We start from the raw sequence: 16,248 nt of genomic DNA on the forward strand, positions 1-16,248 counted from the left end.
TTATACGCACCAAATTAGGAAAGAATGAAGTGAAAAGGAATAATATGGTCAGGCTATAGGATGACAGAAGTTGGCTTTATTAGCTATAGGTGGTATGATACTTAGTCAATTTAAGTAAGCAGATGATCTTAGCTACAAAAGTATTTTTTACCTCATTTGTTTTTGGGTTTATTCTTTTTCCCTATTTTATAAAGCTTCTAAAAAAAATAAGTAAAGATGGGCAACCAATTAGATCATGTGGACCAGAAAGTCATTTAATAACAAAAAAGAATGTACCACCTATGGGCGGAATAATAATACTGATTTCTTCTTTATTACCAATTTTACTCTGGGCTCAGTTAATACTAGAAATTTTGCTGCTGATATTGATAACTCTATTTTTTGCTCTACTTGGATTTATTGATGATTATTTAAAATTGAAGACAAATCACTATCGAGGTTTAAGTGCAAAAACCAAAATACTTATCCAGTTTATTGTAACTCTGGTTAGTATGTCTATACTTAAGCTATACTCTGCTGAAGGTTTTACAAAAACGTCTCTATTTAAAGGAGTAATAATCGACTTTGGCTATCTATATGTTCCGTTTGCTGCGTTTGTAATTGTCGGCTCTGCTAATGCTGTGAATCTCACAGATGGTTTGGATGGCCTTGCTGCAACTCAAGTCATCACTTCCTTTGCTTTTTTGGGGCTAATTGCATATATAACTCAAGCAGATATGAATATTACTTTATTCTGCATTGCATTTATAGGAGCTATTTTAAGTTTCTTGTGGTTTAACACACATCCAGCAAAAATATTTATGGGTGATGTTGGTAGCTTGTCGGTAGGCGCAGCTTTAGGGTTAACTAGTGTCCTAATTAAAAGAGAAATGCTTTTTGCCGTTATTGGAATAATCTTTGTAATAGAGACTCTATCTGTGATTATTCAGATATCATATTTTAAATATACAAAGTTTAAGTATGGAGAAGGAAAAAGAGTTTTTCTTATGGCACCAATACATCATCACTTTGAGAAGAAGGGATGGTCAGAAAATGTAATCGTTATGAAATTTTGGATAATTTCTATTATCTGTTCAGTTTTTACTATAACTTTCTTACTATAAAAACCTATGAAATACCCAGACTTTACATTAGAAAATAAATTATCAGGAGTGATAGCAGGAGTGGATGAAGTTGGAAGAGGTCCGCTAGCTGGTCCAGTAATATCCGCAGCCGTAGTGTTTATTGATAGAAATACAATTATTGATGGAATCAACGACTCGAAAAAGTTGACTCCTCAATGTAGGCAAGTCCTATATGAAAAAATAACATCCGTTGCAAAATTTGGTATAGGAATGGCAAGCGTAGAAGAAATAAATTCATACAATATCTTGCAAGCAACAAAACTTTCAATGAAACGTGCGTTGATAGACCTGGACCTAGAATTAGATTATGTGCTAATTGATGGTAATCAACCACCTGAAGTGAAATGGCAAGTGAAATCCATAGTAAATGGTGATAATTTGAGTACATCAATTGCAGCAGCTTCAATCGTTGCAAAAGTTACGAGAGATCGGCTTATGCAAGAATTGCACAATAAGCATCCTGAATATAATTGGTATAAAAATAAAGGATATGGGACAAAAGAGCACCTTAACGCTATTGGCCTTTATGGAATTACAGAACATCATAGAAAAAACTTTGCACCCATATCTCGGGCATTATAGCCTTTAGATAGTAATCACTTACCTTTTTTGAAAGGCATGTTTTCATTAAATAGGCAAACTGTACTTGATCCATTCCTTAAGGTAAACACTGAACTCACCCTTTCGATTATCAGGTAGTTGTCAGCTGTACGGAAGTTTACTAAAGACTCATACCCTGCAGAATCAACCATAAAAACTGCCGGGAAATCAGAGTTTGTTTTATTGAATTGTAAATATGTAAATTTTCCGTCATCAAAAACCTTAATTGGTATTATTGACTGACTGCCTTTAACGTGCGAGATGGAATAATTAAAATTTAAGCCCTTCTTTACAACTTCAATGTCGTTTATATCAGGAATAATGGTATGACTAGCTTGTTCGAAGATATCGCCGTTATTTGTTGTGTAAATCTCATCACTGCTAAATAATGGATAAAGAAACCTTACTTCATATGCTAATTTTGGATCATCTAGTCCAGTTGCTTCTTCAGCATGAAGTTCAAAGTAATAAACTCTTTTATTGGTAATTATAGTTGCGTTAGTATCGGCAATATCATCTATAGGCTTAATAAACAATCTGTTACCTTGAGGAAGGAGTTGCCAACCAGTTGAATCACCCATTGAAAGGTTTTGTATTACCTCCCCTGGTTCAAACAATATGCTGGATTGATAACCATAAAAACCCGTATACTTATGTATAGCTTGTGGGTTATAATTTATTACCTTTATGTGATTATCTCCAGCTATTGAACGTGGCTCCTGTTTTGCAAGTGCATCACTACCACAAAAAAACAACAGTACGGCAAACAGTAAACCAATCATAATATCAAAATAAATTAACCTTCATTTTATCATTGATAGACATGCACTGCAACTGTTAAGCTGTACTATAAACCCCAATTATAGGTTAGCAAGGGGTAGAAAAGACAAGAAATAAGGCAAACTCCTTAAATACTTTAGAACTACAGGAGGCTTCACCTGAACGGATATACTTGGAATCCTGCCATTTTCACTTCGTAAACATACCAAGAATTCTGTCCATTATTCCACCCATATTTGCTTCAGCTTGAGTATACTCTATTTTACCACTGTGCAAGATTAGTTTAATATCTGATCCAGGTGATATATTAACAAATTTACTGCCAACAACTCCACTGCTAGTGATCAGAGCTGAGCTATCAACTGGCAACTTTATATCTCGGCTTACGCACATATCGATTCGTGCTATGTAGGTAGCTTTGTCAAGTGAAACACCAGTTATGCTTCCAACGTCCACACCAGAGATCTTGACACTATCACCAACTCCTATACCGTTAGCGTTAGCAAAAAGACCATATATTTTATAGCAATCCTTATAGTTTTTCTTTATGTAAGATAGCTTATCAATAGCAAAGAAAATCAGAAAAATAGTGAAAACCAATACAAATAATCCAGCGGTTATTTCAAGTATATTTGACCTTCGCATCTTTAGTTATCAGGACTCCAGCTTTTATAGTAATTTTTCACTTTTTGGTTTGGATAGTATGCATCTTTTGTACCCGTTAAATTAGGAGTATGTTTTACTTTTCTTTTTTTATTATTAACTGGTACTACATTATCAGTATAGTGAAGCCATATATGCCATTCCGGAGGCACTGTTGTAGGCTCAGAAACACTGCTATACATAATCCACCTTTTCCCTTTACTTGATTCATAGTAAGAATTTCCATTTTCATCTCTTCCTACAAATTTATCTTCTCTTCGTAATAGGCGTTTTATTGCGTTACAAATTTTAGATAACATAAGAGTATTAAAACAAAAAGTATTATATATACTAATACTTTAACGATATATTAACAACAATTTAATGCAATTACCAATTTTACAAGTTATTATACCAATAATTGCATCAATGTTTTGCTTTCTTACCAAGAAACACAAGGTATCTTGGTTTATTTCTTTTATTGCAACAACAATCACTCTTATCATTTCATCAATACTACTCATAAAAACATATAGAGGCGAGATTATAACTTATCACCTTGGAAATTGGGCTCCTCCGCATGGAATAGAGTTAAGAATCGACGTGTTAAACTCCTTGATTCTAACTTTGGTGAATTTTATAGCGCTGATTAGCGTGCTTTATAGCTTTTATATTAACGAAAAAGAAATTAGCAAAAACAAAATCACTGGTTTTTACTCTCTATTTCTACTGTGCTTAAGCGGACTGCTCGGGATTCTAGTAACAAACGACATATTCAATCTTTATGTTTTTTTGGAAATTTCATCTCTTTCTTCTTATGTATTAGTTTCAATGGGAAGGGATAAAAAAGCCTTGTTTGCAGCATTTGAATATCTAATTAGTGGCACTATAGGGGCAACGTTTTACTTGTTTGGTGTTGGGCTTTTGTACTCCATGACAGGAACGCTCAATATGTCTGACATGGCTGAAAGAATAGTTCCATTATACGATAACAACATCATAAAACTTGGCACATTGTTCATTTTTGTTGGTCTCTCAATTAAAATGGCACTGTTTCCATTAAGCAGGTGGCTGATTAATGCATATAGTGAGGCGCCAAGTTTCATTAGCATATTCTTTTCAGGCACAGTGACAAAAGTGATGATATATGTTTTCATTAGGATCTTCTATACTGTTTTCCATCAGAATTTCTTCTTATTTAAACCATCACTAAGCAACGTGATAATTATCCTCGCACTTTGCGCTGTTATATTTGGGTCAATATCTGCAATAACTGCAAAAGATATAAGAAGACTGCTTGCTAATTCTAGTGTCAGCCAAATTGGTTATATAATTTTAGCACTGAGTTTTAACTCAAAAACAGGTGTATTTGCAGCAATTCTTCACATAGTAAACCACAGCATAATAAAAACATCTTTATTCATGGCTGCAGGATGTATTTCTTACAAATTTGATACAACAAAAATAGAGAATTTATCGGGACTCAAGAAATCAATGCCTTATACAGCACTTGCGTTTACTCTACTTAGTTTAGCATTAGTCGGTGTGCCGCTAACAAATGGCTTTGTAAGCAAATGGTATATAATGAAAGCAGTTATAGAATCTCGCGCGTGGATTTCCCTGATAGCTTTTGCTGCCGGTTCTTTTCTTGCACTAATATACATGTGGAAGATGGTAGAAAAAATGTATTTTGAAAATAGTGCAGCATCAAGCGCTGGAATGACACCGGACAAAATTAATGATGTGCCATTTCCTATGCTTTTCTGTCTATTGTTTATGGCAGCTTTAACAATAGTAACTGGAATATATAGCACTCCAATTCGGTTAGTAGTTGAGAAGTTGGTTTTTTGATTTTTATCTTTGTTTCATATTTTACTATACTTTAAGATTATAAGTGTGGATAGGCTGAAGAAGATTCATTGGTTATTAGTCATTAACGTGATAGTGCTGTTTTGCGTTGGCATTGCTGTTCAATACTCTTCTGCTGGAGGAAAGTGGGTACCATTTGCAATTCACCAAATAGTCATATTTTCCTTCTTTTTCCTACTCGCTATAGCTATGTCATTCATAGAGCTAGATTTTTATTTGAAGCACGCCTACTTTTTTTATATAGCAGCAGCGATTTCGCTATTAGCAGTAAATTTTTTTGGCTCGCACATAATGGGTGCGACGAGGTGGATAAGAATTGGGTCAATTAGTTTGCAACCATCAGAATTTGCAAAAGTAGGCTTAATACTTGCGCTTGCTCGTTATTTTGATAAGCAAAGTGTGTATAAAATGATGGAATTTAAAAGATTGCTTAAGGCGGTAATAATTATTTTCTTGCCTGTATTCTTGGTGTTAAAGCAACCTAATTTAGGCACAGCTGTGATAATGTTGTTTATAGGAGCATCAATTATATTCACAGCAGTAATAAAAAGAGCTCATTTAGTAATTTGTGGGACGCTTGGCATTTTTGCAGTACCGGCTATTTGGCCTTTTTTACGTCCTTATCACAAGCAAAGGATATTGTCATTTTTGGATTCATCAGTGGATCCACTTGGAATAGGTTATAATGCGCAGCAATCTCAGATAGCTATTGGTTCAGGAGGTTTGCTTGGTAAGGGCTTTGTTAACGGAAGTCAAACTCAACTTGGATTTTTGCCGGAGAAACGTACGGATTTTGCTTTTGCAGTGCTGAGTGAGGAGTGGGGCTTTTTAGGTAGCATGGCTTTAATTTTGCTTTATACCTCATTACTTGGCATAATTTTCTCTATCGCTTATAGGTCGAAAAATTATTTTTCTAAGTTAGTATCTATCGGGATTTTTGCTTTTTTTGGCGCTCATTTTTTTATAAACATTGGAATGTCAATAGGCCTCTTGCCTGTGATAGGCGATCCACTGCCATTTCTTTCCTATGGAGGAAGTACAACTGCTGCAAGCTTGATATGCATAGGATTATTGCTGGCAATAAAAGCAGATGAACAACAAAATGCTTGTATTTTACCTATGCTAAAGTAAAATTAAACTTTACTTAATAGTTTTTATGCTAGATGAAATGCGTGAGGAATGTGGAGTATTTGGTATAAGCTGCAATAAAGATGCTGCATTTAACTCTATACTTGCTCTCCACGCTTTGCAGCATAGAGGTCAAGAGTCTTTTGGCGTAGTAACCAGTAACAACGATAAGCTGCACTCTTATCACTTTCAAGGTCAAGTGAGCAGCGTATTTGATGATATAGATGCAATAAAGAAATCCTTACCTGGAGATTGTGCAATAGGTCACGTTCGATACTCAACAAGTGGTAGTAAATTTGGAGTGCAGCCCATGTTTGGCAAAAGTGGCAAATTTGGGGATTTTACCATAGCACATAATGGTAATTTAATTAATATTTCTCCGATACGCGAACAATTAATTAAACAAGAGTGCGTTTTTCAGTCAGATATTGATACAGAAGTAGTAGTGCATCTGACAGCAAGCGGTGAAAAAGATAGCTTTTTAGAGAGTTTTATATATGCATTAAAGCAAATACAAGGTGCTTATTCTTTTGTGGCAATCAATCAAGAAGTAGTTATTGGAGTACGTGATCCATCTGGAATCAGGCCTCTTGTTTTAGGAAAGTTAAACGGTTCTTACGTTCTTGCATCTGAAACTTGTGCTCTTGATATAATAAATGCAGAGTTTGTTAGAGAAATAGAACCAGGCGAATTAGTTACCATCAGTTCGGATAGTAAGCTAGCCTCAATGTTTCCTTTCCCACAGCAAAAATCAAGTTTTTGTATTTTTGAATACGTTTACTTTTCGAGACCAGACAGCATAATGGAGAATAGGTCCATATATGATACAAGAAAAGAAATAGGAAGAACACTTGCGAAGGAAAGTCCACCAAAAAACAATATGGATATGATTGTACCAATACCTGATTCTGGAATACCTGCAGCTATTGGATATGCAAAGCATTCAGGATTACCTATGGAACTGGGGATAATTCGTAATCATTACATAGGAAGAACTTTTATACAACCAACCGCTGAAGTACGTAAAGTTAGAATAAAATTAAAATTCAATGCTAATAAGCACACTTTGAAAGGTAAAAACATAATTTTAATAGATGATAGTATAGTGCGTGGTAGTACGCTCAGAAATATAATAGTTATGCTAAAGGATACAGGAGTAAAAGAGATTCACCTCAAAATTTCAAGCCCACCAATTAAGCATTCTTGTTTTTATGGAATAGATACGCCAGAGTGCAAAGATTTAATTGCTGCAAATAAATCTGTAGAGGAAATTAAGGAAGTTATAGGAGTAGATAGCCTAGCCTTCTTGAGTATTGATGGACTATATCAGGCTGTTAAAGGAGAGGTGCGTAACAATGCTACACCACAATATTGCGATGCTTGTTTCACTGGTGATTATCCGATTGGCAAATAGTCTACGCAAGATCTTAAGTTTAGAAAATCTTAAACCGCCAAAATTTCTCTTGGCCTTTACTAATTCCGATTCTCGGAGTGCACACATAATCCGGGTTGAGATGAGATTCATAAACACAAAATTTGTGGCTTATAGTAAGGTCCAGTTTATTGTGTTCTTTTGTAATGTTTAATCTTTTGCACAATATTCCTGGTCCGCCTAAGTTTGCTTCAAGCGGTTCAATGAGCTTTAATCCCCGTATTAACACTGCTGCTGGGAACCCTTCTGCTTCTGTTACAATATTTAAACAGTAATACATTCCATATATAAAATACACGTATGAAAACCCCGGCATACCAAACATTACTGAGGTTCGTTTAGTATAGCCTCTTGCTGCGTGACAAGCTGGGTCATTCATTCCTATATAGGCTTCAACTTCGGTTATTATTCCACTAAAGTTAGAAAATTTGAGGACTTTTCCCAATAACTCTCCAGCTACAGTTAAGGTCGGCCGCTCGTAGAAATTTCTTGGTAGTATTATGTTGCTCATTATAAGAGTATAAGTTACTTGCAAATGCAAGCAACTTATACTGAATTTTCACTACTTTACCTATTTTGAGCAGCAGAAGCTTGATGCTTTTGTGGTGCGACGCTCAAGTCTTCTACATTTGTTGAAGGCTGCTCCAAAAATTTTACTTCTTCAGAGCTTTGTTGTAATTGTGTTTGTGGCAATTGTGATGCTAATGCTTCATGTAAAGACTTTGGTTCACGTCTCTTGCCTACTTTTACTTCTTTGTTTGCACGTAACTGTTCTTCAGTAACACCGTTGCTTTCAAGGAGCTTTACACTATTCTTATCATCAATATTAATTTTAATTTTACATTCTTTTCCATCAACATAACACTTTAAAGTCATTTCATATAATCCACTAATTATTTCATAAACTCTTTCCCCTTTATCATTAATATAGCAACATGCCCCTCTCTTTTTTTCCTGATTAGAATGACAAAATGTAATTGTTTTTACATTGTACTTTTTACATATATTACCACTCAGAAGTTTAGCTATATCTACTACTTCTTTACTAACATTCAACACAACTCTCACGGAAGGGTAAACAACATTCCCTTCCCTTTTGCCTTCTTTTATCATTATGGACCCTATGGTATTATTTTTCATACCTTCAGATATCTCTGATTTAATTTAGTCAGCAATTTTGCCTACAATCTCTTTGCCGTGATACTGAGATTCTCCTTTCTTTGGAGAAAAAGGTTTTTGGTTTGTGGTATTGGTAGAAGGGTTGTTCTGTAATGCAAAGAACTTATTCCATTCTTCATCGCTTTCTAACTCGACATATTTACGCTTATTCTTGTCTGGTGTTGATTTAGGTATATCCTGAGTGCTCAAATCGCTAGGAAGTCCTTTTGTTTTATCAGAATTACCGCTCTCCTTTGCTTTATTACTTAGAAGGGTAAGATGCTCTTCTGGCTTTTTCTTATTCGGTTTTAAAGTTGTATCATCAGAAGGAAGTTCCTCCACTATAGGCACATGAGGACTTTTAACTTTATCCTTATTGCGAAAAACTGGAATGCTTTCCCAGAGCTTTTTCCAGAGTTCTGTAATCTTGCCTAACATATACCCTCCATTATCGTTAACACATAATGCTAGCGTACGAGCATTATATCAATTGGTCAATATATAATTACAGCAACAAAATTTTTTATATTAAAGGCTCAAATATTCCTTTGCTTGATCGGTTAGAACGCGCCCTCTTGGTGTGCGCTTTACAAAACTAATTTTGATTAAATAAGGTTCTACTGTTTCTTCAATATTGCCAACATCCTCGGATAGCGCAATAGATATAGTGTCAATTCCAACAGGTCCTGAGGTGTTGAATAAAAATCTTAGATAATGCATATCAAGTTTATTGAGTCCCATTTTGTCTACACCCAATTTTAGCAATACAGAATCAGCGACTTCATAAGTGATTTTCTTATCATCTTTCACTTCAACAAAATCCCTTATTCTTCTGAGTAACCTCAAAGCAATTCTTGGAGTGCCACGTGCACGGCAGGCAATTTCCCGTGCTGCATTTTCTTCAATTTCAGTAGAAAGAACTCTTGCGCCTCTTTTTATAATATTAACCAGTTCTTCAAAAGAATAAAACTCAAGATGCAAGGGAATGCCAAAACGATCTCTGAGTGGCGCAGAAAGTAATCCAAGCCGTGTAGTTGCTCCGATTAACGTAAATGGTGGTAGATCTATCCTTAAAGTGCGAGTAGATGGACCTTCACCTACTAATATGTCCAAGCAAAAATCTTCCATAGCAGTATATAAAACTTCTTCGATGCTGCGATTTAATCTATGGATTTCGTCGATAAATAGAACATCTTTTGCATTTAAAGTGGTAAGCACTGCAGCCAAGTCCCCAACTTTACTAAGTAAAGGACCAGAAGTTGCGCGGAAGCTGACCCTTAATTCTTTAGAAACAATTTGTGCTAAAGTTGTTTTGCCAAGTCCTGGGGGACCATACAATAAAACGTGATCTAAAGCTTCAGTTCTCGTCTTTGCAGCATTTATAAACACTTTTAAATTTTGTATTAAGTCTTTTTGTCCGACAAAATCATCAAGTTGCTCAGGCCTGATGTTGATATTGCGCGCATCTTCAGTATATTCTTTACCGCACGATATTGATTTCATAATGTTGAGAGCTCCTTAAGCGCCATGCGAATAATATCCTTGGTTTCCAGATTTGACGATTCGTCTTGTATTTTTTTTATCGTATCATAAGCTTTCATTTTTTCATACCCAAGATTGATCAATGCTGAAAGGGCATCTTCATTGATTGGATGAAAATTATTGTTATTTATTTCTAATTTACTCACTTTGCCACTTAATTCAGTGATGATTCGATTTATGAGTTTCAGGCCAAGTCCACTCATCTTGAGTGCTACTTTATCTTCATTCATAATTGCCAAAAACAGCTGTTCTGGAGTTAATTTACTCAAAATTGACATTGCAGTTTTATAGCTAACACCGCTTACTTTAACAAGCAATCTCAAGCACTGCTGTTCTTCTTTGCTTATAAAACCATATAGCTGAGCGACATTTTCTCTGTTATTTGCATAGGTTTCGATAAGTAATTTAACTCTACTTCCGATGGAACATGCATTTAAAGTTTTGGCTGAGAGATACACCATATAGCCAATATCATTCACATTCAGGATTATGTGATCACTGCGCACTTCATCAACTATTCCGCTTAGATTTCCTATCATTTTTAGCACTGTATAGGGTTCAGTTTAAATACTCCTGGATCTTAGGTCAAGCAAACGAACATTATAACAGAGAGCCAAGTAGCTCATAGAAACGAAAAACTTCCTTATACTCACACCCTGGCACCACCGTTTGAAAGCACAGTTCAATGAATTTTAGAAAGTTTATTTTGTCCATGATATAATGTTGAAAGATGTCATCCGAGTAGCTTGACTACTTGGATCCAGGAAACTTAATTGCAAGTAATGCATTGGGTTTGGTAAGTATAAAAGTGTTGTGTTATGGCTAACGCTGGCTAGGTTTTCCTGCATCATACCGCCGCGGTATCTCTAGATCCCGCTAACAAGTAGCGGGATGACGATTGTCAAGGTGTCATCCGAGTAGTTTGACTACTTGGATCCAGGAAACTTAACTTTAAATAAGTGGCTGCATAATAAAGACTAGATTCCAGCGTCACGCGCTGGAATGACACCATTTTCGGTCTCTTAAATTGCTTTAGCTACAAACATTAAGAAATTTACCAAACGAAAAAAAAGGCAAAAGAAGCCCTGGTCATTGTCTATTTTCTGTATTGGCGTTTTTTAAAGTCTTAAACACTGCAATTTAGCTGCTTTTAAGTGCAACTAACCTTAGTTCAAATGTTTAAGAAATTTACTAAGCAGAAAAAAAGGCAAAAGAAATCCCGTGTTAGCTAGTTGTCACTCTCTAATCCTGCAAATTGGCGTACTATACTGTCTTAAAGGACTTATAAGCGCGTTTCAGCTTGTGTAGGTAAAAACCTAGAAATGTTGTGAAGACATAGGGTGCACATAGTGCAAAAAATTAAAAATAAGACGCCAACTACGTTGTTTTCTTGCTGTTTAATCTGCACAGATGAAGATAACTGAATACCTTCAGTTTCATGATAAGGGGGCTGGCGGAGTTTGTCAAGCAAGTTTTATGGCCTAGCGTCACGCGCTGGAATGACACCGGATCTCACATTCATTCTACTGCAACGCAGAAAATTCGTACAATTGTGCATGATGTAGGGTTTCTGGCTACATTTTTCTATTAAACTCACCTTTCCTCTATGTAACAGATTTCGTATTAAATTTTAAATTTAATGCGCCTAGATATACAAGCATTCCTAGCAAAACCATAGGTATAGAAAGCAACTGCCCCATAGTTAAATCAAGCCACAAATAGCCAATTTGATAGTCTGGTTCGCGAAAAAACTCAACGAAAAAACGTGCTATTCCATACCACATAACTGCAATACCAGTTAACGCACCGTGATACAGTCTTATTCTAGTCAAGAAAAACAGTGAATTTGCAACTGCAAAAAGTAGCAGTCCTTCAAAAAGTGCCTCATAAAGCTGGCTTGGATGACGCAGCAAATTATCACCACTTTCTGGAAATACCATACCCCATGGCATAGTTGTAACTCTGCCAAATAACTCTCCGTTTATAAAATTGCCTATGCGACCTAAAAATAAACCTATGGGAACTCCGCAAGAAACTAGGTCCAGTGGATAAAATATAGGAATGTTATGTCTTTTACACGAAATTATTACTGCAAGCAAAACTCCTATAGCACCACCATGAAATGACATTCCTCCTTCCCAGGTCTTCAATATCTCGATAGGGTTGCCTATATAAAGAACTGGATCATATATCAATACGTAGCCAAGTCTACCTCCAAGGATAATGCCTACAATAGTGGCTGTTAATAACGAATCGTAAAAATTCTTAGTAAATATTTTTTGGTCGTCTAGCTTGTGTAAATACCAATATGCAGACACTATACCCAAAACGTAAGCTAAGGAATACCAATATATAGAAACAGGACCGATGCTGAAAATTACTGGATTTAAAAACATATTTTGCTATAAATTATTCTTAGACAATCTACTTTTTTCACGATCCCACTCTCTCTGTTTTACGGTTGCTCTCTTATCGTAGAGTTTTTTTCCTTTTACAATGGCAATTTTAGTTTTTGCAAATCCTTTATCATTAAAATAGATCGAAAGCGGCACAACAGTTATCCCAGCGGTTTTGATTTGACCAATTAGTTTGTTTATCTCTTTTTTATGTAAAAGCAGTTTACGTTCCCTTTTTGGTTTATGATTTTTTTGGTTTGCAGCTTTATATTCTGCAATATGCATATTGTGCAGCCATATTTCGCTATTCTTTTCGATAACGTAGGCGTCGGAAATATTTACTTTTCTTTCTCTGAGCGATTTAACTTCACTGCTTAATAAGACCACACCCGCTTCAAATTCTTCTAAGATGAAATATTCAAACCTTGCTTTCCTATTTTCTGCAATAACTTCCATATCTAAAGATATCTTTAAGCTTCAATATATTACAGAGTTTTTGACTTAATTCATAATATATCTTTCCTTAAAAAATCATTTAAGTTATACTCCAAACCATGAACCTTAGGCAAAAAATCAAGTTTTTTTCTCTATCATTTGTAATTTTATTTTCTCTATGGACTGTATTGTCTGGTTATTTTGAGCCATTTTTTATTTTTTGTGGAGTGTTTTCCTCTATATTCACATTATTTATCTTTAGAAGGTTGATAAACGCTGAAAGAGCTCTTAGCCAGATTTTAAATGGTACGAGTAGACTGTCGTTTTATAAGTTAGTAAGTTATATACCATGGTTAATGTACCAAATCATTTTATCAAGTGTTTATGTAACAAAAAAGGTGCTACGACTCAAATCTAAGCTTGAGCCAATCATTATCCTAAGAAAATGCGAAGGGCATAATGATGAAAGCATTGCGTTATTTGCCAATTCGGTTACAATCACTCCTGGAACTTTAACTATCAATGTTGAAAGTAAGCAGAAAACATATTTCTCTACCATGTATCTGATAGATAAAGATCTTGAAAGCGGCATTTCTGAAATAGAAAATAAAATCTTAAAAATACTACGTTCAGTTAAGTAATTGCTTTAAATAAGTTAACAGCATCCTTATATTCCCTTACAAGACTTTCAAGCATCTCTTTTGGAAGGCTATTGTTAACAATAGAACATAAATAATTATGTAAATCTTCTAACCTTAGTATGTTATTTCTCTTCTTGCTATTGAATTTATACGGGAAAATACCTTCCATAACTTCAATAGTAGTAGCCTTGTTTAAAAATACATTTTCGCTTGTCACGCTTATTCTTGCTAAAACAGTGTTAATTTCAGGTTCGTCATTTGTATAAAAATCTGATAGCTGAGTTATTCTAATAACGTATAAAGTTACTATTTTTGATAAGCAATTATCAGCATATTCACAATTTTTTATTACCTCCCACTGAGTAACCTGAGATTTACCTATTTTTGCATTGTTCGGTAATTTACTCATCCAACTTTCTCCATTTAATCCAGTAGATAGATTATACTAATACTTTGTTAAATAAATGGTAACGCAATAATAAAAATATATATTCATAATGGCATGTTATGTAAAATAGTACGATATCCAGACATTAAAGTTGATTTAGGCTGGTTTATATTGGGCACCTCTTATTTCTGCATTACCTAAGCAAGCTAAGCTGTAAAATGACAGTTTGACATCAGCTCATAACAGGAGCACTCTGAAATATAGGGAGAGTAGACCAGCGGACTTTCCCCGCCAGTCTCTCACAGAACCTTACTATTACCCATAAATCTAAAAATGGAGAAAAAGCTGCTATTTTACTAATTCAACTTTCTATTATAAATAGATCTATGGTCTAAAAATGGAATATATGATGAAAAGAACTATAAATACCTCAACTGGCGAATGGGCAGAAAGTGAATTTGGAATTGTTAATTTTGGTGATATAAGATTAAGTAAAAGGCTTCTAAAAATAGTTAATAGTTTTGCTGAATCGCCTGAGCGTTCAATAAATCAAGTTTGTGAAGAGTGGCATCAAAGTAAAGCAGCTTATAGATTTTTCCAAAACGATGCCGTTTCTGAAAGAAAGATATTAGACAGTCATATAATTAAAACTGTTGAAAGAGCTAAAGAATACTCAACTATCTTAGCTATCCAGGACACGAGTTATATTTCATATAAAAATCATAAAAAGACCGAAGGGTTAGGGATTATAGCAGCAAGATTAACATCTAAAACAACTAATTTTAAAACCCATGATGCATACAACGTTTGCAGTTACAACAGAAGGACTACCTATAGGATTATTGGATCAAAAAATTAGTACTAGACCTTCCTTAGCTGAAGACCTAAAGGAGTTGAAAAGAAGAAGCCATAATACTGCTCTTCCCATAGAAGAGAAAGAAAGCATACGGTAGATAGCATCACTTAAAGACTCTACTAAACATCCTGGATTAAAGGATGTTAAGGTAGTTACCGTTTGTGATAGAGAAGCAGATATTTATGATTTATTTGAAGTTGCTTCCACTAATCAATCTCTTTTTGTAGTAAGAGGAAATCAAAACAGAACAGTAAACAAGAAGTCGACTTATTCTGAAAAAGGTGGTGAAAGATTGTGGGATTTGATGAATCGCATGTCTTGTCAAGGAGAAATTCAAGTCTGCTCGCGATAACAAACCTCAAAGAACAACAGTTTTAGAAGTAAGGTTTAGTAACTTTGTGATGAATGCATCAAAAAACAACGCTAGACGTAAAACCCAAAAACTTCCTAATTTAAATTTAAATGCTGTCTATGTTATAGAAAAATATCCCCCATTTGGCAAAGAGCCCATGAACTGGATTTTGTTAACAAATATAAATATTAATAATTTTGAAGAAGCAGTAGAAAAAATACAATGGTATTGCTTAAGATGGAGAATAGAGGTTTTTCATAAAATTTTGAAATCCGGTCTTAAAGTTGAAGAATGTAGGCTCCAAACAGCAGATAGATTGATCCGCTTTCTTACAATTGTGAGTATAATTGCATGGAGAATATTTTTTATCACATTGGTAGCTAGCGAATCTTTCTTGCACTGTCATACTGACTGATGACGAATGGAAGGTTTTATATACCAAAATGCTTAAGACAAAAAACTATCCTGAGACTCCACCACCTATAAGAGAAATTGTGAGGTGGGTGGCCAAGTTAGGAGGGTTTTTAGCTCGCAAAAATGACTTAGAACCAGGCCCTATAGCTTTGTGGAAGGGATGGAAACGTCTCTTTGATTTAGCAGAAGGATGGAGACTTGCTCATGAATTCTATACTTGTGGGTAATAGTAAGTCGCAGAACTGTGCATGAACCTCTCGACTCACACAGCTCCCATTATTCAGCCTTTTGTCCCAAACCTAATGTCCAGTGGTAGAAAGTGTCTGGTCCTTCTTTTCTCATTTTTCCTAGAAGTTGCCTTGCTAGTCTTCCATGAGTTTGAAGTTTCTTGTACTTTCTTCTTGCCCACTTTTCAAGTTGCCGCTCTATGTTCTTCAGAGGTTTGTATATCTCTATCCTGTAAAACCTGCCATAGTACTGATACTAGCCTC

General features: G+C 35.1%; 18 protein-coding genes and 1 pseudogene. 7 read left to right on the top strand and 12 right to left on the bottom strand.

Translation table 11 applies throughout. The features are described 5' to 3' along the window. Positions 1 to 122 precede the first annotated feature (122 nt). Together mraY and AAGD91_RS01760 are read left to right on the top strand one after the other, a co-directional pair. Positions 123 to 1,103, top strand: coding sequence for a phospho-N-acetylmuramoyl-pentapeptide-transferase (gene mraY, locus AAGD91_RS01755; RefSeq protein WP_341821281.1), 981 nt, complete (start codon positions 123 to 125; stop codon positions 1,101 to 1,103). 6 nt (positions 1,104 to 1,109) lie between these two features. Further along, positions 1,110 to 1,706 (top strand): ribonuclease HII, encoded by a 597-nt coding sequence (locus AAGD91_RS01760; RefSeq protein ID WP_341821282.1) that lies wholly within the window; start codon positions 1,110 to 1,112, stop codon positions 1,704 to 1,706. Positions 1,707 to 1,720: 14 nt separating this feature from the next. Here AAGD91_RS01760 and virB9 read toward each other — a convergent pair whose 3' ends face one another. The 3 genes from virB9 to AAGD91_RS01775 form a co-directional block, all read right to left on the bottom strand. Then, the gene (virB9, locus tag AAGD91_RS01765) at positions 1,721 to 2,506 is read right to left on the bottom strand and encodes a P-type conjugative transfer protein VirB9 (protein WP_265033733.1); all 786 of its coding nucleotides are present in this window, start codon (positions 2,504 to 2,506) and stop codon (positions 1,721 to 1,723) included. 187 nt (positions 2,507 to 2,693) lie between these two features. Continuing rightward, complete coding sequence (locus AAGD91_RS01770) at positions 2,694 to 3,149, bottom strand: outer membrane lipid asymmetry maintenance protein MlaD (protein WP_341821283.1); 456 nt, start codon at positions 3,147 to 3,149, stop codon at positions 2,694 to 2,696. A 2-nt stretch (positions 3,150 to 3,151) separates the two neighbouring features. Continuing rightward, positions 3,152 to 3,466: an NADH-ubiquinone oxidoreductase subunit NDUFA12 family protein gene (locus tag AAGD91_RS01775; protein WP_064125427.1), complete on the bottom strand. Its 315-nt coding sequence runs from the start codon at positions 3,464 to 3,466 to the stop codon at positions 3,152 to 3,154. Between the two features lie 64 nt (positions 3,467 to 3,530). On the opposite strand from AAGD91_RS01775, the gene AAGD91_RS01780 reads away from it, so the two are divergent. Genes AAGD91_RS01780 through purF form a run of 3 tightly spaced genes read left to right on the top strand, consistent with a single transcriptional unit; the run spans position 3,531 to position 7,557 of the window. Beyond that, positions 3,531 to 4,997 (top strand): proton-conducting transporter membrane subunit, encoded by a 1,467-nt coding sequence (locus tag AAGD91_RS01780; RefSeq protein ID WP_341821284.1) that lies wholly within the window; start codon positions 3,531 to 3,533, stop codon positions 4,995 to 4,997. Positions 4,998 to 5,042: 45 nt separating this feature from the next. Continuing rightward, entirely contained in the window at positions 5,043 to 6,146 is a 1,104-nt protein-coding gene (gene rodA, locus AAGD91_RS01785) for a rod shape-determining protein RodA (RefSeq protein ID WP_341821286.1), read from the top strand. A 25-nt stretch (positions 6,147 to 6,171) separates the two neighbouring features. After that, a complete protein-coding gene (gene purF, locus AAGD91_RS01790; RefSeq protein WP_341821287.1) occupies positions 6,172 to 7,557 on the top strand; it encodes an amidophosphoribosyltransferase in 1,386 nt (461 codons plus the stop codon). Between the two features lie 19 nt (positions 7,558 to 7,576). Here the strand turns inward: purF and AAGD91_RS01795 are convergent, their stop codons facing one another. From AAGD91_RS01795 to smpB, 7 genes are all read right to left on the bottom strand, one after another. Further along, positions 7,577 to 8,086 (bottom strand): DNA-3-methyladenine glycosylase, encoded by a 510-nt coding sequence (locus AAGD91_RS01795; protein WP_341821289.1) that lies wholly within the window; start codon positions 8,084 to 8,086, stop codon positions 7,577 to 7,579. Positions 8,087 to 8,142: 56 nt separating this feature from the next. After that, on the bottom strand, positions 8,143 to 8,715 hold the full coding sequence (locus AAGD91_RS01800) for a hypothetical protein (RefSeq protein ID WP_341821290.1): 573 nt from the start codon (positions 8,713 to 8,715) through the stop codon (positions 8,143 to 8,145). Between the two features lie 24 nt (positions 8,716 to 8,739). Continuing rightward, entirely contained in the window at positions 8,740 to 9,171 is a 432-nt protein-coding gene (locus AAGD91_RS01805; protein ID WP_341821291.1) for a hypothetical protein, read from the bottom strand. 90 nt (positions 9,172 to 9,261) lie between these two features. Continuing rightward, on the bottom strand, positions 9,262 to 10,236 hold the full coding sequence (ruvB, locus tag AAGD91_RS01810; protein ID WP_341821292.1) for a Holliday junction branch migration DNA helicase RuvB: 975 nt from the start codon (positions 10,234 to 10,236) through the stop codon (positions 9,262 to 9,264). Continuing rightward, entirely contained in the window at positions 10,233 to 10,814 is a 582-nt protein-coding gene (ruvA, locus tag AAGD91_RS01815; RefSeq protein ID WP_341821293.1) for a Holliday junction branch migration protein RuvA, read from the bottom strand. The genes ruvB and ruvA overlap by 4 nt, the downstream gene beginning before the upstream one ends. Positions 10,815 to 11,879: 1,065 nt before the next feature. Further along, positions 11,880 to 12,671 carry a prolipoprotein diacylglyceryl transferase gene (lgt, locus tag AAGD91_RS01820; protein ID WP_341821294.1) on the bottom strand — a complete coding sequence of 264 codons (792 nt, stop codon included), beginning with the start codon at positions 12,669 to 12,671 and terminating at the stop codon, positions 11,880 to 11,882. Between the two features lie 6 nt (positions 12,672 to 12,677). After that, positions 12,678 to 13,127 (bottom strand): SsrA-binding protein SmpB, encoded by a 450-nt coding sequence (smpB, locus tag AAGD91_RS01825; protein ID WP_341821295.1) that lies wholly within the window; start codon positions 13,125 to 13,127, stop codon positions 12,678 to 12,680. Positions 13,128 to 13,225: 98 nt separating this feature from the next. Between smpB and AAGD91_RS01830 the strand changes: the two genes are divergently transcribed. Further along, positions 13,226 to 13,747, top strand: a complete 522-nt coding sequence (locus AAGD91_RS01830; RefSeq protein WP_341821297.1) for a Na+/H+ antiporter subunit E — start codon at positions 13,226 to 13,228, stop codon at positions 13,745 to 13,747. On the opposite strand, the gene AAGD91_RS01835 is transcribed toward AAGD91_RS01830, so the two are convergent. Beyond that, positions 13,740 to 14,156: a hypothetical protein gene (locus tag AAGD91_RS01835; RefSeq protein WP_253309572.1), complete on the bottom strand. Its 417-nt coding sequence runs from the start codon at positions 14,154 to 14,156 to the stop codon at positions 13,740 to 13,742. The genes AAGD91_RS01830 and AAGD91_RS01835 overlap by 8 nt on opposite strands. A 385-nt stretch (positions 14,157 to 14,541) precedes the next feature. On the opposite strand from AAGD91_RS01835, the pseudogene AAGD91_RS01840 reads away from it, so the two are divergent. Further along, positions 14,542 to 15,984: pseudogene (locus AAGD91_RS01840) on the top strand (IS4 family transposase). 49 nt (positions 15,985 to 16,033) lie between these two features. On the opposite strand, the gene AAGD91_RS01845 reads toward AAGD91_RS01840, so the two are convergent. Continuing rightward, positions 16,034 to 16,213: a hypothetical protein gene (locus tag AAGD91_RS01845; RefSeq protein ID WP_341821488.1), complete on the bottom strand. Its 180-nt coding sequence runs from the start codon at positions 16,211 to 16,213 to the stop codon at positions 16,034 to 16,036. Positions 16,214 to 16,248 lie beyond the last annotated feature (35 nt).

Origin of the sequence: Wolbachia endosymbiont (group A) of Myopa testacea (assembly GCF_964027115.1) — a bacterium.
Lineage (GTDB): Bacteria > Pseudomonadota > Alphaproteobacteria > Rickettsiales > Anaplasmataceae > Wolbachia.